This is a genomic window from Corallococcus exiguus, assembly GCF_009909105.1.
GTDB classification, from domain to species: Bacteria; Myxococcota; Myxococcia; order Myxococcales; family Myxococcaceae; genus Corallococcus; species Corallococcus exiguus.
On the sequence record NZ_JAAAPK010000003.1, the window covers coordinates 858,955 to 878,668 of the forward strand.

17 protein-coding genes are annotated in these 19,714 nt (G+C 69.2%); 9 read left to right on the top strand and 8 right to left on the bottom strand.

The window, feature by feature from the left end; translation table 11 throughout:
• The first annotated feature begins 28 nt into the window (after positions 1-28).
• Together GTZ93_RS14985 and GTZ93_RS14990 are read left to right on the top strand one after the other, a co-directional pair.
• Positions 29-1,195 (top strand): hypothetical protein, encoded by a 1,167-nt coding sequence (locus GTZ93_RS14985; RefSeq protein WP_139918844.1) that lies wholly within the window; start codon positions 29-31, stop codon positions 1,193-1,195.
• 82 nt (positions 1,196-1,277) lie between these two features.
• Positions 1,278-2,867 carry an SDR family NAD(P)-dependent oxidoreductase gene (locus tag GTZ93_RS14990; protein WP_219629076.1) on the top strand — a complete coding sequence of 530 codons (1,590 nt, stop codon included), beginning with the start codon at positions 1,278-1,280 and terminating at the stop codon, positions 2,865-2,867.
• Positions 2,868-2,877: 10 nt separating this feature from the next.
• Here the strand turns inward: GTZ93_RS14990 and GTZ93_RS14995 are convergent, their stop codons facing one another.
• A complete protein-coding gene (locus GTZ93_RS14995) occupies positions 2,878-4,050 on the bottom strand; it encodes a glycoside hydrolase family 26 protein (RefSeq protein WP_139918847.1) in 1,173 nt (390 codons plus the stop codon).
• 166 nt (positions 4,051-4,216) lie between these two features.
• Here GTZ93_RS14995 and ileS point away from each other — a divergent pair, with 166 nt between their 5' ends.
• Together ileS and GTZ93_RS15005 are read left to right on the top strand one after the other, a co-directional pair.
• Positions 4,217-7,960, top strand: a complete 3,744-nt coding sequence (ileS, locus tag GTZ93_RS15000) for an isoleucine--tRNA ligase (RefSeq protein ID WP_139918848.1) — start codon at positions 4,217-4,219, stop codon at positions 7,958-7,960.
• A 183-nt stretch (positions 7,961-8,143) separates the two neighbouring features.
• Positions 8,144-10,372 carry a TonB-dependent siderophore receptor gene (locus tag GTZ93_RS15005; RefSeq protein WP_139918850.1) on the top strand — a complete coding sequence of 743 codons (2,229 nt, stop codon included), beginning with the start codon at positions 8,144-8,146 and terminating at the stop codon, positions 10,370-10,372.
• A gap of 736 nt (positions 10,373-11,108) precedes the next feature.
• Here the strand turns inward: GTZ93_RS15005 and GTZ93_RS15010 are convergent.
• Genes GTZ93_RS15010 through GTZ93_RS15020 form a run of 3 tightly spaced genes read right to left on the bottom strand, consistent with a single transcriptional unit; the run spans position 11,109 to position 13,233 of the window.
• On the bottom strand, positions 11,109-12,665 hold the full coding sequence (locus GTZ93_RS15010) for a PepSY-associated TM helix domain-containing protein (protein WP_139918852.1): 1,557 nt from the start codon (positions 12,663-12,665) through the stop codon (positions 11,109-11,111).
• The gene (locus GTZ93_RS15015) at positions 12,662-12,949 is read right to left on the bottom strand and encodes a hypothetical protein (RefSeq protein ID WP_161662825.1); all 288 of its coding nucleotides are present in this window, start codon (positions 12,947-12,949) and stop codon (positions 12,662-12,664) included. The genes GTZ93_RS15010 and GTZ93_RS15015 overlap by 4 nt, the downstream gene beginning before the upstream one ends.
• The gene (locus tag GTZ93_RS15020) at positions 12,946-13,233 is read right to left on the bottom strand and encodes a hypothetical protein (protein ID WP_139916882.1); all 288 of its coding nucleotides are present in this window, start codon (positions 13,231-13,233) and stop codon (positions 12,946-12,948) included. The genes GTZ93_RS15015 and GTZ93_RS15020 overlap by 4 nt, the downstream gene beginning before the upstream one ends.
• A gap of 181 nt (positions 13,234-13,414) precedes the next feature.
• Here GTZ93_RS15020 and GTZ93_RS15025 point away from each other — a divergent pair, with 181 nt between their 5' ends.
• A complete protein-coding gene (locus GTZ93_RS15025) occupies positions 13,415-13,789 on the top strand; it encodes a GFA family protein (protein WP_139916880.1) in 375 nt (124 codons plus the stop codon).
• A 3-nt stretch (positions 13,790-13,792) separates the two neighbouring features.
• Here GTZ93_RS15025 and GTZ93_RS15030 read toward each other — a convergent pair whose 3' ends face one another.
• A complete protein-coding gene (locus GTZ93_RS15030; protein WP_139916878.1) occupies positions 13,793-14,665 on the bottom strand; it encodes an oxidoreductase in 873 nt (290 codons plus the stop codon).
• Positions 14,666-14,762: 97 nt separating this feature from the next.
• On the opposite strand from GTZ93_RS15030, the gene GTZ93_RS15035 reads away from it, so the two are divergent.
• Together GTZ93_RS15035 and GTZ93_RS15040 are read left to right on the top strand one after the other, a co-directional pair.
• Positions 14,763-15,350 carry a TetR family transcriptional regulator gene (locus GTZ93_RS15035; protein WP_126935888.1) on the top strand — a complete coding sequence of 196 codons (588 nt, stop codon included), beginning with the start codon at positions 14,763-14,765 and terminating at the stop codon, positions 15,348-15,350.
• A 25-nt stretch (positions 15,351-15,375) separates the two neighbouring features.
• Positions 15,376-15,840, top strand: coding sequence for a hypothetical protein (locus tag GTZ93_RS15040; protein WP_120574461.1), 465 nt, complete (start codon positions 15,376-15,378; stop codon positions 15,838-15,840).
• A gap of 423 nt (positions 15,841-16,263) precedes the next feature.
• Here GTZ93_RS15040 and GTZ93_RS15045 read toward each other — a convergent pair whose 3' ends face one another.
• Positions 16,264-17,211 carry an AraC family transcriptional regulator gene (locus GTZ93_RS15045; RefSeq protein ID WP_139916877.1) on the bottom strand — a complete coding sequence of 316 codons (948 nt, stop codon included), beginning with the start codon at positions 17,209-17,211 and terminating at the stop codon, positions 16,264-16,266.
• 94 nt (positions 17,212-17,305) lie between these two features.
• Here GTZ93_RS15045 and GTZ93_RS15050 point away from each other — a divergent pair, with 94 nt between their 5' ends.
• Both GTZ93_RS15050 and GTZ93_RS15055 read left to right on the top strand, forming a co-directional pair.
• Complete coding sequence (locus GTZ93_RS15050; protein WP_139916875.1) at positions 17,306-17,737, top strand: nuclear transport factor 2 family protein; 432 nt, start codon at positions 17,306-17,308, stop codon at positions 17,735-17,737.
• The gene (locus GTZ93_RS15055; RefSeq protein WP_139916873.1) at positions 17,734-18,582 is read left to right on the top strand and encodes an NmrA family NAD(P)-binding protein; all 849 of its coding nucleotides are present in this window, start codon (positions 17,734-17,736) and stop codon (positions 18,580-18,582) included. Before GTZ93_RS15050 ends, GTZ93_RS15055 begins: the two co-directional genes overlap by 4 nt.
• On the opposite strand, the gene GTZ93_RS15060 is transcribed toward GTZ93_RS15055, so the two are convergent.
• Both GTZ93_RS15060 and GTZ93_RS15065 read right to left on the bottom strand, forming a co-directional pair.
• Positions 18,547-19,005, bottom strand: coding sequence for a hypothetical protein (locus GTZ93_RS15060; protein WP_139916871.1), 459 nt, complete (start codon positions 19,003-19,005; stop codon positions 18,547-18,549). The two genes, GTZ93_RS15055 and GTZ93_RS15060, sit on opposite strands and share 36 nt — an antisense overlap.
• Positions 19,006-19,091: 86 nt before the next feature.
• The gene (locus tag GTZ93_RS15065; protein ID WP_139916870.1) at positions 19,092-19,445 is read right to left on the bottom strand and encodes a hypothetical protein; all 354 of its coding nucleotides are present in this window, start codon (positions 19,443-19,445) and stop codon (positions 19,092-19,094) included.
• Positions 19,446-19,714: the final 269 nt, after the last annotated feature.

The window sequence follows — 19,714 nt, forward strand, 5'->3', positions numbered from 1 at the left end:
TCCCACACACGTCTATACTGCGGCGCGCATGTCCACCCTGCCCGCCCCCGCCCTCGAAGCGTCCGCAGCCCCGGCGTCCGTACGCTTCCAGGGGCTGTGGCTCTTCTCGCCCCGGGCGGACCTGAGCATCCTCGTGCTGCCCACGCTGCTGATGCTCGCCTCCGTGTGGCTCGCGAGCCTCACCGGCGAGGGCTCGCAGGGGTTCGCCCAGTCCATTGGCCGGTGGACGTCGCAGTACGTCTTCCTCAACGGCACGCACGTCATCCTCACCTTCCTGTTGGTGGGCACGCGGCGCGAATTGCTGCACACCACGCCCCACCAATCCCGGCTGCTCGTGGGCGGCGCTTCGGCGGTGTTCGCGCTCACCTTCGCGCTGCTCTGGTACGGGGACAGGTACGCGCCGCTGCTCGCGCTGCTGCTGGGCGCGGGCATCCACGTCCTCGCGGCGCACCACACGCTGTCGCAGGTGAAGGGGCTCTGGGCGCTGCACGGCCTCCGGGCCCGCGCCGCGGGCGCCCCGCCCCTGTCCGAGTCCGAGCGCACGCTCCAGCGCCAGTTCGTCCCCGTCGCGCTGACCTTGATGATGCTCCGCTCGCTGGCCCTGCCCGTCACCAGCGCCCTGGGCTCGCGGCCGATGATCAACATCGGCCAGGCGGAAGCAGGCTCGCTGCCGCACGGCCTCACCTGGGTGCTGCTCGCGGTCTGGGGCGTCTTCGCCGCGAAGCTGCTGCTCGCGCTGCGCGGGCCTCCCGGACAGAGCGGGCCCCGGCGCGTGTACCTCCTGGCTCACGTGGCGGTGGTGGCGGTGTACCTCGTGTGGCCGCTGTGGGGCGCCATCCTGAGCGCGGGCATCCACGGCCTGGAGTACTTCTTCCTCACCGGCCGCATGCTCCAGCCCACGCCAGGGGAGACCACGACCCGCCTGCGAGGCCCTCGCGTGTGGGCGGCGATGCTGGCCGTGATGGCCCCCATCATCCTGGTGGGCGTGGTCAACAGCCCCTTCGTCACCCTGGCGGACGGCGTCACGCAGGGCGCGGCGACGGCCTTCTTCCTGAGGCAGCAGCCCCTGTGGTCGCTGGGGGTCCTCGCCACCAACGCGGTGGTGCTGGCGCACTACTTCGCGGACGCGTTCCTCTACCGCTTCCGCATCCCCCGCGTGCGCGAAGTGACGCTCCCCCGCCTGGGCCTGGGCTGAAACCGGGGCCCGGCTGCTCGCCCTCCAGGCCCGCTCAAGTCGCACCTTTCCCTGGCGCGCCCGGGAGGGTAAGCACCAGGGCGTGAAGAACCTGGCCGTCGAGAACCTCCCGCCGTCGTCCCCTGAACCTGACCCGGCCCCGCCCTCCGATGTCTCCGTCGAGGACGTGCGCAGCGCCATGGCGCTGCTCAACACGCTCGCCAAGCACCGCGTGCTCCTGCACCGACTCCCAGACGAGGACCACCACGCCCTGCTGGCCGCCGCGAGCCGGCTCGTCTACCCGGACAAGGCCTCGAAGAACCGGCTCCAGAGCGCGCGCAAGAAGGAGCGCAAGGACGCGCAGCGCGCCAACGACCGGGCCGTGCGCGCCAGCACGGAGATCCGCATGCTGCGAAAGGCGCCGGTGCTCAGCCTGCCCGCGCTGCCCGCGCCGCCGCCGGAAGCGGGCCCGGAGCGCCTGCTGGAGGTGCCGCGCAAGTGCTACGTGTGCAAGGCGGAGTACCGCAAGCTCCACTTCTTCTACGACGCCATGTGCCTCCCGTGCGGGGACCTGAACTACGCCCGGCGCACGCAGCGCGCGGACCTCAAGGGCCAGGTGGCGCTCATCACCGGCGCGCGGGTGAAGATTGGCTTCCAGGCGTCGCTGATGCTGCTGCGCTCGGGCGCCACCGTCATCGCCACCACGCGCTTCCCCCAGGACGCGGTGCACCGCTACGCACGCGAGCCGGACTTCACGGACTGGGCCCACCGGCTCCAGGTGCACGGCCTGGACCTGCGGCACGCGCCCAGCGTGGAGCTGTTCGCGCGCCACATCGAACAGACGCACGAGCGGCTGGACATCCTCATCAACAACGCCGCGCAGACCGTGCGCCGCCCCCCGGGCTTCTACCAGCACCTGCTGGAGGGCGAGCTGCGCGACGCCGGCCCCCTGGCGCCCAAGCTGCGCGCGCTGCTCGCGGGCCATGAGGCCTGCATCGCCGCGCTCCGTCCCGCGCTGGGCCCGGGCGACATGGGCAACACGTCCCTGCCCGTGGCGACCTGGCGCAGCGGCGACCCGGCCTTGGGCATCCACTCCTCCGCGGCGCTGTCCCTGATGCCCTACGCCATGGAGCAGGAGGGCGACACGCGCGCCCTCTTCCCGGAAGGCCGGCTGGACGCGGACCTCCAGCAGGTGGACCTGAGGGCCACGAACTCCTGGCGCCTGCGACTGGGGGAGGTGCGCACCGCGGAGATGCTGGAGGTGCACCTGGTGAACGCGGTGGCGCCCTTCATCCTGTGCGGGAAGTTGAGGCCGCTGATGCTGAAGGACCGCTCGCGGCCGGGCCACATCGTCAACGTGTCCGCGATGGAGGGCAGCTTCTCCCGCGGCACGAAGACGGACAAGCACCCGCACACCAACATGGCCAAGGCCGCGTTGAACATGATGACGCTGACGTCCGCGCCGGACTACGCGCGCGACAACATCTTCATGAACGCCGCGGACACCGGCTGGGTCACCGACGAGGACCCCGCGCAGCATGCCGAGCGGAAGGTGCAGGAGCTGGACTTCCAGCCCCCGCTGGACATCCTGGACGGGGCCGCGCGCATCGTGGACCCCGTCATCACCGCCGTGAACACCGGCGAGTACGTCTGGGGCAACTTCTTCAAGGACTACCGCCCCACGAACTGGTGAGCCCCGGCCCTCAGCGCAACGCGGCCCAGTTGTAGGTCGCGTTGCTCCCGCCGGTCAGCACGCGCCAGTACGTGCTGTAATACCCATACGTGTCCTTGATGGCCTTGTAGTTGCTGGACACGTTCCAGTCGTTGGGGCTGGTCGTGCCCAGGTTGTAGACGAGCGAGTCGCCCCAGATGGAGTAGATGGCCCACGGGCGCGAGTCCAACTCAGACACCGTGCCGTAACGGCTGTCACCCCAGCGCACCGGAAGCTTGTCCGTCTCCGCCAGCATGCGCGGTTTGTTGTAGCCCGCGAGCCCCGTGTAGAACTGGGCCGGGAAGTAGGGATTGCCGTGGTAGATGTCCACGCCCACCACGTCCACGCGGTCGTTGCCCGGGTAGTAGTTCCACGGGTCCCCGCCGTAGGTGCCGTCCCACTCGTACGGCGACCAGACGAAGATGAGGTTCTTCAAACCGCGCGTCTTCACCAGGTAGTCGTGCGTGATGTTCCAGAGCTGCTTGTACTGAGCGGGGTCCTGGTTCGCCCACCAGAACGGTGACGCGCTCCCCTTCTTGTTCATCTCGTGGAAGGGGCGGTACAGCACCGGCACGCCCTGCTGCTGCAGGTACGCGAGCTTGTCCGCCGCGAAGGACAAATCCCGCAGCAGCGCCTGGTACTCCGCCGTGTTGGCCTGCCAGTTGATGACCCGGCCAAACCAGTTGTAATCCATCCATGACTGCCGGAAGTTGTTCGGCCAGCTCTTCACCGGCGCGCCCGGATAGGACATGTGGAAGCTGAACCCCACGATGCCCTCGCCGTAGCTGAAACGGTCGCGAGCGAAGCCCACCGCGTAGTCCACGTACGCTTCCGCGTAGGTGCTCCGGTAGTTGCCCGGCCCGAAGTCGAACTCCACGAAGCCCGGGCGGCGGCCGGAGATGTCCCCCACCTTCACCCAGTACTCGCCCGCGTAGGCTTCCTTCTGGGCCTCGCAGTGCTGGCCCATGATGGTCTGCTTCGTCCCGCCGTTGCGGCTGTTGTTCTCCAGGTCCGTCAGCAGGTTGTAGACCTTCTGCGCCTGCGCCGTGGGACCGGGCGTGCTCAGCGTCCGGGACACCTGCGCGCTCGCGCTGCCAGCGCCCAGGCACAGCACCAGCGCCGCCAGAAGGAAGGAAAGGGATGGCTTCGGGGGGACGTGCGTCACGCGAGGACCTCCAGTGGCTGCCCGGGGAGCGGCCAGGGTGCCACTTCACACGCGTGAATTACATGAATTTCAGCTTAGGCAAATCTGTCCACCGGCGTGCGGGCGGGTTCGCAAGGCCCTGGATTCACTGCCAAAGGGCCGCTCCGGTGCTATCAAGCAGGCCACCATGCCTGAAACGCCTTCGCCCCTGTTCAACGCGGTCCCCGTGGAGATGGACTTCCCGGCCGAGGAGCGCCGCATCCTGGCCTTCTGGAAGGAGCGCGGCATCTTCGAGAAATCGCTCAAGGCGAACGAAGGCAAGCCCTCCTTCGTCTTCTACGAAGGCCCGCCCACCGCGAACGGCCTGCCCCACAACGGCCACGTCCTCACGCGCGTCATCAAGGACCTGTTCCCGCGCTACCAGACCATGCGAGGCCACTACGTGCCGCGCAAGGCGGGCTGGGACACGCACGGCCTGCCGGTGGAGGTGGAGGTGGAGAAGGAGCTCCGCATCCACGGCAAGGCGGAGATTGAGAAGTACGGCGTGGAGCCCTTCACGGAGCGCTGCATCGAGTCCGTGTTCCGCTACACGGGGGAGTGGGAGCGGCTGACCCAGCGCATCGGCTTCTGGGTGGACCTCAACGAGGCCTACGTCACCTATCACCGCGGCTTCGTGCAGAGCGTGTGGTGGGCGCTCTCCGAGCTCTACAAGAAGGGCCTGCTGTACCAGGGCCACAAGGTGGTGTGGTGGTGGCCGCGCGGCGGCACCGCGCTGTCCGCCGCCGAAGTGGGCCTGGGCTACAAGACGGTGGACGACCCCAGCGTCTACGTGGCCTTCCCGCTGCGCGATGCTCCGGACACGTCGCTGCTCATCTGGACGACGACGCCCTGGACGCTGCCGTCCAACATGTACGCGGCCGTGAACCCGTCCGTGGACTACGTCACGGTGGACGCGGGCGACCGCAAGCTCATCCTCGCCGCCGCGCTGCGCGAGGAGCTGGCCAAGAAGCTGAAGAAGGACCTGCCCGTGCTGTCCACGCAGAAGGGCAGCGACCTGGTCGGCAAGCGCTACACGCCGCCCTTCGACACGTACTTCGCGAAGGAGGCGGACGCCACGCTGCCCCTGAAGGACGGCGGCTCGGACACGGTGGGCTGGCGCGTGATTGCGGCGGACTTCGTCACGCTGGACAGCGGCACGGGCATCGTCCACACGGCGCCCGCGTTCGGCGAGGACGACTACAAGGCCTACCGCAAGGACGCCACGCGCTTCCAGGACCCGGACGCGCTGGGCATGCGCTGCGCGGTGAAGCCGGACGGCACGTTCTCGGAAGAGGTGCCGCTCGTCGCTGGCCGCTTCGTGAAGGACGCGGACAAGGACCTGCAGCGCAACCTGAAGGAGCGCGGGCTGCTCATCCACACGGAGCAGTACCGCCACGAGTACCCCTTCTGCTGGCGCGCGGACGAAGACCCGCTCATCCAGTACGCCCGCCCCGCCTGGTACATCCGCACCACCTCCGTCATCGAGCAGGCCAAGGCCAACAACCAGCAGGTCAACTGGGTCCCGGAGAACATCAAGGACGGCCGCTTCGGCGACTTCCTGGACAACAACGTGGACTGGGCCCTGTCGCGCGAGCGCTACTGGGGCACGCCGCTGCCGCTGTGGATCCACTCCGAAACGGGTGAGACGGAGGCCGTGGCCTCCATCGCGGAGCTGCGCCAGAAGCCGGGCAACAACGTGGCCGCCGTGGAGGCGGAGCTGAAGGCGTTCCTCGCCGGCAAGCCGCACGAGTCCAACGCGGAGCACCTGCTGGTCCACAAGCCGTGGATCGACAAGGTGACTTACGAGAAGGCCGGCTCCGGAGGGAAGTTCCAGCGCGTCCCGGAAGTGGTGGACGTGTGGTTCGACTCCGGCTGCATGCCCTTCGCGCAGTGGGGCTTCCCGCACGCGGAAGGCAGCAAGGAGACCTTCAACCGCGCGTTCCCGGCGGACTTCATCTCCGAGGCCATCGACCAGACGCGCGGTTGGTTCTACTCGCTGCTGATGGTGAGCACGCTCCTCTTCGACGAGGAGACGCAGAAGCGCATGGGCCTGACGCCCAAGCGTGAGTGGCCCATGCCGTACAAGAGCTGCATCGTGCTGGGCCACGTCTCCGACAAGGAGGGCAAGAAGGAGTCCAAGTCCAAGGGCAACTACACCCCGCCGGAGATCATCCTGGACGAGGTGCGCATGGACTTCGCGGTGCTCACCGCCACGGAGGCCGGCGTCCCCGCGGAGCCCGGCGTGGCGCTCATCGCGCGCGAGGACCTGGAGGGCCTGGACACGCAGGAGGGCGCGAAGGTGCTGCTCTTCCGCCCGGACCGGCCGGACGCGCCCGTCAGCGTCACCGTGAAGGTGCACAAGAAGCTCAAGCGCCGCGTGGTGCTGCTGGCGCCGCAGGAGCTTCAGCAACTGGGCGTGAAGCCCTCCGCGCGCGGCGTGGACGTGATGCCGGTGGAGGTGCCCCGGCTGGTGGCCACCGAGCGCGTGGTGCTCAAGGACCCCGCCACCAAGGCGCCGGGCGCGGACGCGTTCCGGTGGTTCTTCTACGCGGCCAGCCCCACCTGGTCCAACACGCGCCACTCGCTGGCGAACGTGCGGCTGTTGCAGAAGGACTTCCAGGTCAAGCTGCGCAACGTCTACTCGTTCTTCACCATCTACGCGAACATCGACGGGTTCAACCCGGCGAAGGGCACCGCGTCCAGCACGGAAGCCCCGTGGCTGGCCATCCGCAAGAGCCAGGGCTGGCGCGAGGTGAAGGCCCGGCCGGTGCTGGACCGGTGGATCCTCTCCGAGGTGCAGCTCACCCTGCGCGACGTGGCCAAGGCGCTCGACACCTATCAGGTGTACGACGCGGCCCAGCGGATGGTGGCGTTGGTGGACGCGCTGTCCAACTGGTACCTGCGCCGCAGCCGCGAGCGCTTCTGGGCTCCGGGCTTCGAGCAGGACAAGCAGGACGCGTACTTCACGCTCTACGAGGCGCTGACGACCATCACCGCCATGTCCGCGCCCTTCATCCCGTTCTTCGCGGATGACATGTGGGGCAATCTGGTGGGCAAGCCGTGGGGCGCGGCGCAGCCGGAGAGCGTGCACCTGGCGAGCTTCCCGGACGTGGACGCAAGCCTCATCGACGAGGGGCTGGCCGCGGAGATGGGCGCGGTGCGCGAGCTGGTGTCGCTGGGCCTCAAGGTCCGCACGGACAACCGGCTCAAGGTGCGCCAGCCGCTGTCGCGCGCGGACGTCATCCTGTCGCGCCGCGAGCTGACGGAGCGCGTGGCGGTGTACCAGGCGCTCATCAGCGACGAGCTGAACGTGCACACCGTGAAGCTGGTGGAGCCGGGCAGCCCGGAGGCGGACGTGGTGCGCTACCGCGTGCGTCCCAACCTGCGCGCCATGGGCAGCCGGCTGGGCCCCAAGCTCGCGCCGGTGCGCAAGGCGTTCGACTCGGGGGATGGCCGCGCGCTGCACCAGGAGCTGCTCCAGACGGGCAAGGTGGCCCTGAACGTGGGCGGCGAGGACATGGTCTTCCCCGCCGAGGAGTTGGAGACGCTGGTGGAGGCGCAGCCGGGCTACGCCGCCGCGGGCGGAGGCGTGGGCGTGGTGGTGATGCACACGCAGCTCACGGAAGCCCTGGTGGACGAAGGCCTGGTGCGCGAGCTGCTGGCGCGCGTGCAGGGTTCCCGCAAGGACATGAACCTGGGCTACACCGACCGGATCCGCCTGTGGGTGGACGGCGATGACCGCGTGAAGCGCGTCGTCGACGCCGCCCGCGACGAGATTGCCCGCGAGACGCTCGCCTCCGAAATCCACGTGGGCCCCCAGGGGCTCACCGGCACGGAGGAGGAGGCCAGCCTCAACGGCCTGCCCGCGAAACTTCGCGTCGAGCGCGCCTGAAACCCGGACCTCCGGATAGCAGGGAAAGACAGCTCCGGGTAATCCCATACCCGGGGCCGTAAATACAGACATCCGGTGTGACGCGGCGAGGACCGGGAGGGCGTGGGCGACTCCCGGCTTGCCGCCTCAGGGGGCGCGTGTTACGCGACAGGGCGCCCCCTGATTTCGCAAATCATTCTCAACATGCCCACTTCGTTCCGCAGCCGTCCGCGCAGCCTCGTCCCGGGGGCACTGCTTGGCGCCTCCATCTCCCTCCTCGCCTCCCCTGCCCTGGCGCAGGGGCCCGCCGCGCCCCAGGAGGCCCCGGCTCCGGAGACCCCGGCGCCCGCGCAGGCCTCGAACCCGGAACCCGGCGCCGCGCCCACGGATGACGGCGTCTACGACCTGCCCACGGTGGTGGTGGAGAGCGAGCGCGCCAACGGCCCGGTGCAGGGCTACACCGCGCGCCGCAGCGGCAGCGGCACGAAGACGGACACCGCGATTGGCGACACGCCGCAGTCGGTGTCGGCGGTGGGCCGGGCGCAGATGGACGCGCAGCAGGTGCAGTCCGTGACGGAGGCCACACGCTACACGCCGGGCGTGCGCTCTGACACGTTCGGCGCGGATCCGCGCAACGACTGGTTCCTGATTCGCGGCTTCACGTCCCAGGAGGGCGGCTACTTCCTGGACGGGCTCCAGCTGTACTCCAGCAGCTTCGCCACCTGGCGCCTGGAGACCTTCGGCCTGGAGCGAGTGGAGACCGTGCGCGGCCCTTCCTCCGTGCTGTACGGCGGCACGTCTCCGGGCGGTCTGCTCAATATGGTGGGCAAGCGTCCGCCGGTGGAAGGGCACATCCGGCACGTGGAGCTGAGCGTCAACGAGTTCGCCAACGGCTACGCGGCCGTGGACTTCGGCGGCGCCATCGACTCGGGCAACCACTGGCGCTACCGGGTAACGGCGCTGGCGCGCGGCGGCGGCACGCAGGTGGAGGAGACGGACAACAACCGGCTCTTCATCGCGCCGGCCCTCACCTGGGCACCGTCGGACAATACGGCGCTGACGTTGCACGGCAGCTTCCTGGCGGACCGCACGCAGGGTCAGAACTTCCTGCCGTACGTGGGCACCGTGGTGGACGCGCCCTATGGCCGCATCCCCACCGACCTCTTCACCAGCGACAAGAGCCTGGACCACTTCCAGCGCAACCAGTCCTGGGCGGGCTACGAGTTCTCCCACCGCTTCAACGACACCTTCACGCTGCGGCAGAACCTGCGCTACGCGCACCTGGACCTGGACTTCCAGACGCTCTACGGCGTGGGCTACGTGGGTGAGCCGGCGGACGCGCAGCTGTCCCGCGGCAACTTCGTCACCCGGCCGACCGCGAACCTCTTCTCGGTGGACACGCAGGGCGACGTGCGCTTCAGCACCGGCCCCGTGCGCCACCTGGTGCTCGCGGGCGTGGACTTCAAGAACTACGTGCTGAACGACGAGCAGGGCTACGAGGCCGGCTCGCCGCTGGACCTGCTCAACCCCGTGCGTGGCGACTACACGCCCACGGAGTCGCGCTACACGCTGAACCAGTCCACGCAGAACCAGCTGGGCGTCTACCTCCAGGACCAGCTGCGCATCGGCGACCGGCTGAGCCTGACGTTGAGCGGGCGTCATGACTGGGTGGGCATGGACGTGGACAACGAGCTCGCGCCCACCGCCAACTACGACGGCAGCGAGAGCGCCTTCAGCGGCCGCGCGGGTCTGCTCTACCGCTTCGACTTCGGCGTCGCGCCGTACGTCAGCTTCTCCAAGTCGTTCAACCCGGTGGCCGGGACGAAGTCGGACGGCTCGCTGTTCGAGCCGGAGAAGGGCCAGCAGATTGAAGCGGGCGTGAAGTACCAGCCGGATGTGTTCCCGGTGCTGGTGGGCCTGTCGGTGTTCGAGCTGAAGCGCCAGAACTTCATGACGACGGACGGCGCCTTCAACCAGTTGCAGATTGGCGAGGTCCGTTCGCGCGGCTTCGAGGTGGAGGCCAACGCCACTCTGATGCACGGGCTGAGCCTGATTGGCTCCGCGTCGCTGTACTCGCTGGAGATCACCGAGGGCGCGGACTTCGAGCTGGGCAAGCGCCCGGTGGGTGTGCCGGAGGTGCTGGCGTCGCTGTGGCTGGACTACACGTTCCAGGACGGGGCGCTGCGCGGCTTCGGCGCGGCGGCGGGCGTGCGCGGCGTGGGCAGCTCCTTCGCGGACCGCGAGAACACGCTGGACGTGCCGGGCTTCACGCTGGTGGACGCGAGCGTGCACTTCGAGCGCGGCCCGTGGCGCGCGGCCATCAACGCCTCCAACCTGGGCGACAAGACCTACGTGTCCTCGTGCAGCTCCGCGACGGCCTGCTTCTACGGCGAGCGCCGCCGCGCGTCCGCCACGGTCGGCTACACCTGGTAGCCATCACGCGGGATTGAAGGGTCCTTCCGGAAGCCTCACCGCCGGAAGGGCCTGAAGCCGTCGCACACCGCGGAACCCCTGGGGCCTTCGCCTGGCACGTCTCCGCCAGCGAGGGCCTCAGTCGTTCCCGGCTTTCGTGCCTCGATACGCCAGAAGCGCCACGGTCACGCGTTGACGGGACTTCTCCCCGAGCGCCAGGCCCGCGGAACGAAGGTTGTCCCCCTGGGTGAGAAGGTAAGAACCCCGCCGGGGCGCACCGTTGGTGGCGCACCGAAAAAACCTGTCCGACTGTCGGACAAGTTTTGAAGCCCATGGCCCGGGAGCTCCGCTCCACCCGGGCAGCGAGAACCTGTCCGACTGTCGGACAAGTCTTGAAGCCCGTGGCCCGGGGGCCTCGCTCCGCCCGGGCAGCGGCAACCTGTCCGACTGTCGGACAAGTTTTGAAGCTCATGGCGCGGGGGCTCCGATCCGCCCGGGCAGATGAAACCTGTCCGACTGTCCGACAAGTTTTGGAACCTCATTCCCGGGGTGGGCCCCTGCCCCCTCCGAGCAGCGGAAACCTGTCCGACTGTCCGACAGGCTTTGGAAGCCCACGCCCAGGGAGGGCCTCCGTCCCGGCCGATGCGCGGAAACCTGTCCGACTGTCCGACAGGTTTGGCGGACCGCGTCGGGCAGGGGACGGACTGCATGGGAGTCCTGGGCCCGGCGCGTCTCGCGCGCATGTCAGCCTCTGTGATTACGCTTTGACGAGAGGCCCTTCGGGCGCGGCGCCACCGGACACGGGCTCCGCCGTCTTGCGCCTGCGCACACCCCACGCGAGCCCGCCGCAGCCCAGCGCCATCGCTGCCAGGAACGCTTCCGCAATGAACACCGGTGGCAGACCACGCGACAGCGCCGTGAACAGGTTCGCGTCCTGCGTCATCACGTCGCCCACCACCACCGCGCCGAACAGCACCGCGGCCGCGGCGCTCAGCAAGCTGCCCACCCGGCGCGACGACCCTCGTGGCACGAGCGCGATGACCACCGCGAGGGCCCACGCGCCCAGGAACAGACCGAACTCCCAGTCGCCCCGCCGAGCCAGCGCCCACGGCAGCACGCGGTTCGCGGCGCAGTACACCGCCGTGCCGAATGCGAGCCCCGCGGACACACCCACTGTCAGCCGCTCCAGCACGCGATTGCCCCGATGCGTGCGCAGCGGGTCCCGGCGCTCCAGCCAGATGAGGTTTCCCGTGACGAGCACCGCGCACATCGCCAGCGCGAGCAGCGCATAGAGCGGCTTCATCAGCGCCTCCGCGAACCGGCCCGCGTGCAGGTCGAAGAGCAGCCGCTCGAAGGAGAAATTCGGCGTGCGGGACTCCACGCTCGACCCGAACGTCTCCCCGCTCACGCTGTCCACGTGCGCGAAGTGGTCCGGCCCCAGCGGGGACAACTGGAAATACACGCCCGCCCAGCCGCGCGCGGCGCCGTAGTCGTGAAGCTCCACGTAGCGGGGCGTGCCCTCCGCGCCGGGCACCGACGCGCGCGCCCGGTCCACCACCGTGTCCAGCGACAACATGGGCGCGTCCTTCCCCGCCGCCTCCCGCACGGGCACGCTGTAGCCGCGCAGCTTCGTCACCCGGTCCGCCTGTCCCCGGTACACCACGCTCCCGAAGCCCTGCGCCGCCAGCCCCGCCAGGCACAACACCGCCCCCGTCCACGCCAGCATCGCGGTGAACGGCAGCCCGAAGACGCCCAGCACCTTGTGCGCGTCCGACGCGGAGAAGCGCGGCTTCGCCGTGGGACGGAAGCGCCACCACTGCGCGCGCAGGTCCTTCAGGTGGATCCACAGACCGCTGACCAGCGCCACCAGCAGCGCCACCGACACCAGCCCCGTGAACTCCATCCCCCAGGGCACCCGGTAGAAGAAGTGCATCCAGTACAGCTCGCTCGCCAACCGGCTGCGCTCCGGCAGCGCGGTGCCGGTGAGCGGGTCCAGCCACAGCACGCGCATCCCCGTGGGCTCGAAGAGGTACGCGGTGATGAACCGCGTCTCCTCGTGCGTGAGCATTCCCACGTGAGCGCCGCGCGGCAGCGGCCCCTGCTCGCGCACCCGGTCGAGCATCAGGTCGAACGACGGCGGTGACTTCGAGGGCGGCGCGACGTGGAGCGCGGGCTCCTGCCACACCTCCAGCTCCTCGCGGAACATCGCGAAGACGCCACAGAAGAAGATGACAAACAGGAACAGGCTGGCGACGACGCCCGCCCACGCGTGCAGGTCGAACTGGATGCGGAACGTCCGGGGCAACAGCTTCATCGCGGCCCCCGCACGGCCAGCGCGACGGCCACCGGCACCACCACCGCCAGGCACACGCCCCACGCCACCCGGCCATCCCGCGCCAACGGCAGCGTGCACGCGAGTCCCACCCACACGGGCAGCACCACGTGGAAGCCCAGCGCGAAGGCCCACGGTCCGGACACCGGCAGGAACGCCATCACCGCCGCCCCCACCGCGAACGCGACCAGCGGCGCCCCCACCACCACCGCCAGCGTCCGAGCCACGGAGTGGTTCGCCGCCTTGTCCCCGCGCCCCGCGCTCATCGCCCCACGCCCATCAGCACCACCGGCACCAGCCCCGCCACGCCACTTACCCACGCGACAGTGCGCGCACGCGAAGGCCGCGGAGCGAGCACAAGCACGCCCACCGAGGCCGCCGTCATCGCCAACACCAGCGACACCAGCAGCCCCGCCACCGGCCCGAAGCCAGCCACGCAGCACCCCAGGCACGCGAGCCCCGGCACCGACGCAGCCCACCGCGCGCGGACACCGCCGCCCAGCCACGACACCGCCGACACGCAGAAGCACAGCGCGGCGAGGCTCAGCATCGCGACCACCGCGTGGCCCCGTCTCTTGGCTCCAAGTTGATAATGATTTGCATCCTCACGAGTGCCCCCAGGCCTGTCAAGGCAGGCGGAAGCCACCCGTGCTCCCGGTGCGAGCGTCGATTCACGAACACCGTCCGCGCGCCGCGCTTCCAGGAGACTCGACGCTCCGGATGATGGGGACATGAGCGAAGCCACGCCCCTGAAGGGAAGCTGTCACTGCGGCGCGACGCGGTTCGAGGTGACCGCGCCGCCGCAGGACATCACCCGCTGCAACTGCACGTTCTGCTCCAAGCGCGGCGTGCTCTGGGCCTACTACCCGCCGGAGCAGGTGAAGTTCACGAGCCGCGACCAGGCGGGCGTGTACGACCGCAACGCGCCCGTCGTGCACCACCACTGCCAGAAGTGTGGGTGCGGCACGTGGTCGGACATCCCCGTCTGGGAGAACAACGCGCCCGTGCCCGGCCAGTTCAAGGTGGGCCTCAACGCGCGCCTGTTCGACGACTTCAACCTGGACGCGGTGCGCGTGAAGTTCGTGGACGGCCGCAACCTCTGGTAGCCGTCACAGGCGCGGGGCCGGCCCGCGGGCCTCCGGGAAGTCGGTGGACAGCGACAGGTCCTTCCACTTCGCGTCCTCCGCCTTGAGCGCGTCCAGCTTCTCCTGCGACAGCTCGAACGCGTCGCTGCCCAGCACCAGGTGCAGCGGCGGGGACTCCATCGCGGCCACCTGGAGCAGCACCTGCGCCGCGCGGTCCGGGTCCCCCGCCTCCTTGCCCGTTCGCGAACGCATGTGCTGGGCCACCACGCCCACCGTGGGCGCGTACTCCGGCCGGAACTCCGGGATGGTCATGGACGCTCCCGCCCAATCCGTGCGGAAGCCACCCGGCTCCAGCACCGTCACCTTCACGCCGAAGGGCGCGGTCTCCTTGGCCAGGACCTCGGAGAGGCCTCCCACCGCCCACTTCGCGGCCTGATACGCGCCCAGCCCCGGCGTGGACAGGCGGCCTCCCACGGAGGACACCTGGATGATGTGCCCGGAGCGCTGCTCGCGGAGCACCGGCAGCGCGGCCCTCGTGACGTTCAGGACGCCGAAGAGGTTGGTGTCGAGCTGCGAGCGGAAGTCCTCGTCCGTCACCTGCTCGATGGGCGCGAGGCCGCCGTAACCCGCGTTGTTCACCACCACGTCCAGGCGGCCGAAGGCATCTACTGCTGTCCGCACCGCGGCCCTCGCCTGCTCGGGGTTCGTCACGTCCAGCGCCACCGCGCGGACCCGGTCCCCGTAGCGATCCACCAGGGAAGTCAGCTGCTCCGGCTTGCGCGCCGTGGCCACCAGGCGGTGCCCGGCCGCCAGCACGGCCTCCGCGAAGCTGCGTCCCAGGCCTCGGGAGGAGCCGGTGATGAGCCAGACACGGGACGTCTCAGGGGTCGCACTCATGGCAGGGAATCCTTTCAACTAACCAGTTGGTTACATGGATATATTGGCCCTTCTGACAGGGTGCAACCCGGAATGGGCTGGGGCATGGTGGGCAAGCATGGCTGGAGACGCTCAGAAGACCCGGCAGCGCCTGTTGGAAGCGGCCGCGGAGGAGTTCTCGGAGAAGGGCATCGCGGGCGCGCGCGTGGACCGCATCGCGGCGGCGGCCGGCTGCAACAAGGCGCTCATCTATTCGTACTTCGGCAGCAAAGAGCAGCTGTTCGACGCGGTCTTCGAAGCGCACGTGGCGGAGGTGGCGCGCGAGACGCCCATCGACGCGGCGGACCTGCCCGCCTACGCGGGGCGGCTGTTCGACGGCTTCCAGGCCCGGCCGCAGGTGCTGCGCCTGGCCACCTGGTACGAGCTGGAGCACGGCCCCACCGTGGACATCCCGGAGCCTGTCGCGCGCAGCAACCAGCACAAGGCGGCCGCCATCGCGAAGGCACAGAAGGAGGGGCTGGTGTCGAAGCACTTCGCGGCGGACGAGCTGCTGGCGCTGGTGCTGGCGCTGTCCAAGACGTGGGCCTTCCCGCTGTCGTACTGCGCCACGGCCACCCCGCCCACACCCGCGGAGATCCGCCGGCGGCGGCGCTCCGTAGTGGAGGCGGTCCGGCTGCTGGTGTCGCCCGTCAGTCCCACGTCGTGAACCACGTCAGGGCGCGGGCTTGAACATGAACTTCCGCCTTCCCTCGAACGCTGGCCACAACATGCTGGAAGGGAAGGTCCGCCGGGCCGTGTCCCTGGACTCGGAGCCCTGCCTGCTGCTCGAGCTGCGAAGCACCGGCAACTGCTTCCGCAGGGACAATCATGACTTCATGGAGGTCGTGGAAGACTTCGACCTCCGGCTGCCACAGGTCGTGGTGCTCCGCTCCCACTTCGACACGCTGCTGCGCGCACTCCGGCAATGGCAGGTCACCCAGGAGCCGTTCAGCCTGGACCTGGACCATGGACGGGACGTCACCTGCACCGTCGAGGTCCGTGCTCACTCCGATGCGGCCAGCGACCGGTGGAAGCCGGACTTCACCCTCGTCTACGCGAGCCCGAAGGCGCGCATCGAGGTCAACTTCAGCGTGGACGCTTCGTGCCTGCTGGAGTGGACCGAGGGTCTGGAGCAGGCCGTGGCCATTCCCCACTGAGAGCCGCCGGAGGACGCGTCATTCAGGGGCTGTCAGGACATCATGTCAGGCGCAGTACTGACGTGCTGCGACACATTGCTCGCACATTGAGACTCATCGCGAAGCGGTGTTAGCCTTACAATGACTCTCAACCCGGAGGACACATGCGCGGAATTATTTCAGCGTTGATGTTTGGGCTGCTCGTTGGCTGTGGTGGTGCCATGGAGCCCGCGGCCGTGGATGACACGGCGAGCCAGACGGCGCCCGACGTCACCTCCTCGGTATTGCTTGAGTGCGAGGAGTTGGATGGCATGTCCTGTCCCTCTGCTGGGGCCAATCCGCGTCAGTGTATCCGCCCCGGGGGTGTGGGCCATGCCTTCTGCTATTGCGACGGGGAAGGGTACGATTACTGGCGCTGCTATTACTGAAACCGGGACCCGCGGCTCACGCTGAAGTCTGACGCGTGGCCGCACGCCGATACGCTCCGGGCCCCACGCCCCAGCGGCGCTTGAAGGCCTTGCTGAAGGCGGGCGCGCTTTCGTAGCCGGCGCGCTCGGCGATGGTGTCCAGGCTGTCGTTGGATTCACTCAGCCAGCGCGCGGCGCGGATCATCCGCCATTGGGCCAGGTAGTGCAGCGGTGTCTCCCCCACCAGCGCGTGGAAGCGCGCGGCGAACCCGGAGCGCGACACGCCCACGGACCGAGCCAGCCGCTCCACCGTCCATGGGGTGCCGGGCTGTTCGTGCATCAGCGCGAGTGCGTTCCCGATGGCGGGGTCGGCCAGCGCCTTCCACCCCGCCTGCTTCGCTCCCCCAAGTGACGTCTGGGCCCGCAGCGCGTGGACGAGCAGCACGTCCGCCAGTCGGCCCAGCACCAGCGCGCTTCCCGGCCCCGGCAGGGCGGTCTCCGCGGTGATGAGCTGCACGCTCGCGGCGAGCGCGGGCGTCCCCTGCCCCTCCTGCGTGGACAGGCGGATGACGGAGGGAAAGGCCCGCAGCAGCGGATGCGCGGGGTCCACGCCGAACTGGAAGCAGCCGGTGATCAGCGTGGTGAGCGGCCCGGCTCCCCCCAGCCGCGTGGCCGGTGGACGGAGCATCTGGGATGGGACGAAGTCGCTCGCGACGGGGTTGCGGCGGCCGCCGTCATCCAGCACGTGCGCGGGCGCGCGGGGCAGCAGCACCACGTCTCCGGCGGACAGGAACACCGGCTTCGCCGTGCCCTCCACCTGGAGGCGCAGGCTTCCGCGCGCCACCACGTAGAAGGAGGCGTTGGCCTTGCGGGGCATGCGCACCGCCCAGGGCGCCCCCAGCTCGAAGCGGCCGAAGAGCAGCGTCTTGAACCGCAGCGTCTCCAGCACGTCGGAGACCACGTCGGTCTTTCCGTCCGGGGGCATTGGACTCGAAGACAGTTCTTTTGGACGCAGTGACATGGAGCGTCCATAACGGGCGCCCTATTCCTGGTCCATCACCTCTTGCTGGAGGCCGCACATGGACCGCACTTCCCCTGACCTGGCACGGCTGATGGACGCGCACCTCGCGCTCATCGCCACGGACGTCGAGCGCTGGCTGACGCTCTTCGCGGACGACGCCGTCGTCGAGTTCCCGTATGCCTCCTCGCTCGGGGGGCCTGCCCGGCTGGAGGGCATCGAAGCCATCCGCGCCTACTTCGCGCCCATCACGAAGCACTTCCAGGGACTCACCTTCACGAACGTCCAGCGCTCCCCGAGCGTGGATCCAACGACAGGCTGGATGGAGGTGCACGGCTCCGCGACGCTGCAGCCCGGGAACATCCCCTACGAACAGGACTACGTGATGCGGATGCAGGTGCGTGACGGCCGCATCGTGCACTACCGCGAGTATTGGAACCCGCTGGCCGCGCCCCGCGGCACCTTCGAGTCCTTCGCGAAGGAGCAGGCATGACGCGCATCCTCGTCATCGGAGCCGCCGGCAACACGGGCCGCCCCATCGCGGAAGGGCTCACGGCCGAGGGCTTCACGGTGCGCACCGCCACGCGCGACACACGGCCGCCCGTCACCGCCGCCGAACACGTGCGCTTCGACTGGGCGGACTTGTCCACGCACGGGCCCGCGCTGGAGGGCGTGGACCGCATGTATGTCCTGGCCCCCGCGTTGGTGGAAGACCCGTCCGTCCTCATGATTCCCGTCCTGGAACGGGCGCTGGCTGGCGGTGTGCGGCGGGTCGTCCTGCTCTCCGCGTCCGTCGTTCCGGAGAAGGGCCCGGGGCTGGGGAAGGTGCACCACTTCCTGCGCGGGCACGTACCCGAGTGGAGCGTGCTCCAGCCCTCGTGGTTCATGCAGAACTTCATCAGCCCCGTCCATCATCACCACGCCAGCCTCCACCGCGACGGCACGCTGGTGACGGCCACGGGCCAGGGGCGGGTGGGCTTCGTGGACGCGGAGGACATCGCGGCGGTGGGGGTCCGCGCGCTCGCGGACCCGAAGTCGCACGACACCGCGCATGTCATCACCGGCCCCCAGGCGCTGAGCTACGACGACCTCGCGGCCATCCTGTCCCGGGTGTCGGGCCGCTCCATCCGGCACGTGCACGTGACACCCGACGAGGCACAGCGGCACCTTCAGGACTCCGGCATGCCGGAAGCCTACGCGCGCTTCCTCACGATGCTCGACACGCTCATCCGCGATGGAACGGAGGACCGCGTGACGGACACCGTACAGCGGGTCACGGGCCGTGCTCCGCGCGACTTCGAATCATTCGCCCGGGCCCGACTGGACGTCTGGCGTTGAGTTCGCATCCGGGCCCAGGGCGCTCATGCCCATGACGCCGATGACGATGAGCGCCGTCAGCGCGATGACGGCGCCGAGGATCATCATCGGCAGCTTCACCCAGAAGGGCGTGCGGTCCCACGGGCGTCCCGTCAGGAGGCCTGTGAGGCCCGCGATGAAGTAAGCGGCGCCCAGGAAGAACGTGGGGAGCGTCAGGAGCTGGGACAAGACACCGTTGCCGCCAAATCCCAACCAGACCAGGCCCGCCATGATGACGGCGCCCAGCAGCACCAGGCCCGTGCCCTTCGCCAGGAGCCCCAGCGCGCGGCGCCGGACGGCACCGGGCGTGAGCGACGCGTGGTTGCTCCCCGCCTCGGCGGACAGCCGCTGCACGCCTTCCAGTGCGAGCTGCCCTTCGAGGCCGGGCTTCGTCTCGGAACTCATGGCCCGTGAGTCTACGGGCTTCCCGTCGCCGCTCGCCATCGCACAGGCGCGCCGCCGCCCGGGTGACGGACGGCGGCGCGGACGGCTCAGGTGCAGTACTTCGGATAGTTGGTGTTCGGCAGGCAGACCATGACCTGCCCACCGTTGCAGCCGCACCAGTTGGACGTGCAGTGCGAATCATTGCTGCACGCCGTCCAGTTGGCGCACTGCTTCGGATACGCGGAGCTCGGCAGACACACGCGGGTCGTGCCGCCGTTGCAGCCACAGCGATTGGAGTCGCAGTCCATGTCCCCGCTGCACGACGCCCAGTTGGGCTGCAGCTGCGACTGCACACTGCCCACTTCCGCTTCCGGCGCCACTTCCTCCGACGGCACGTCCACGCCGCCGCACGCCAGCAGCGGCAACACCAACAAGGCCAGGAACAGGCTTTGACGCTTCATCACATCGCCTCCAAGCAGGGGTTGACGTCCCAGCTCGCTCGGGCATGCGATTGCCGGGACGCCTGATCCCCACCAAGACGACAAATACGTGTCAAAGCTGCTTAATTTGATTTAACTGCATTAACCGATGAACTTTCCACCCGCCCGGGTCAGGAGTGTCGAGCTGGCGATGGGGTCATCACCCTCCGGCTCTATTGCCTTTCCAGGAAGGCGGCCGGGCACGCTCCCTCCACGCGGTGATGTCCTTGGGAGTGCAGCGCTCCTCCCTT

Coding starts and splice junctions, on each gene's coding strand:
- GTZ93_RS14985 (WP_139918844.1), top strand. CDS start 29: ATGTCCACCCTGCCCGCCCCCGCCCTCGAAGCGTCCGCAGCCCCGGCG.
- ileS (WP_139918848.1), top strand. CDS start 4,217: ATGCCTGAAACGCCTTCGCCCCTGTTCAACGCGGTCCCCGTGGAGATG.
- GTZ93_RS15005 (WP_139918850.1), top strand. CDS start 8,144: ATGCCCACTTCGTTCCGCAGCCGTCCGCGCAGCCTCGTCCCGGGGGCA.
- GTZ93_RS15010 (WP_139918852.1), bottom strand. CDS start 12,665: ATGAAGCTGTTGCCCCGGACGTTCCGCATCCAGTTCGACCTGCACGCG.
- GTZ93_RS15015 (WP_161662825.1), bottom strand. CDS start 12,949: ATGAGCGCGGGGCGCGGGGACAAGGCGGCGAACCACTCCGTGGCTCGG.
- GTZ93_RS15020 (WP_139916882.1), bottom strand. CDS start 13,233: ATGCTGAGCCTCGCCGCGCTGTGCTTCTGCGTGTCGGCGGTGTCGTGG.
- GTZ93_RS15025 (WP_139916880.1), top strand. CDS start 13,415: ATGAGCGAAGCCACGCCCCTGAAGGGAAGCTGTCACTGCGGCGCGACG.
- GTZ93_RS15030 (WP_139916878.1), bottom strand. CDS start 14,665: ATGAGTGCGACCCCTGAGACGTCCCGTGTCTGGCTCATCACCGGCTCC.
- GTZ93_RS15035 (WP_126935888.1), top strand. CDS start 14,763: ATGGCTGGAGACGCTCAGAAGACCCGGCAGCGCCTGTTGGAAGCGGCC.
- GTZ93_RS15040 (WP_120574461.1), top strand. CDS start 15,376: ATGAACTTCCGCCTTCCCTCGAACGCTGGCCACAACATGCTGGAAGGG.
- GTZ93_RS15045 (WP_139916877.1), bottom strand. CDS start 17,211: ATGCCCCCGGACGGAAAGACCGACGTGGTCTCCGACGTGCTGGAGACG.
- GTZ93_RS15050 (WP_139916875.1), top strand. CDS start 17,306: ATGGACCGCACTTCCCCTGACCTGGCACGGCTGATGGACGCGCACCTC.
- GTZ93_RS15055 (WP_139916873.1), top strand. CDS start 17,734: ATGACGCGCATCCTCGTCATCGGAGCCGCCGGCAACACGGGCCGCCCC.
- GTZ93_RS15060 (WP_139916871.1), bottom strand. CDS start 19,005: ATGAGTTCCGAGACGAAGCCCGGCCTCGAAGGGCAGCTCGCACTGGAA.
- GTZ93_RS15065 (WP_139916870.1), bottom strand. CDS start 19,445: ATGAAGCGTCAAAGCCTGTTCCTGGCCTTGTTGGTGTTGCCGCTGCTG.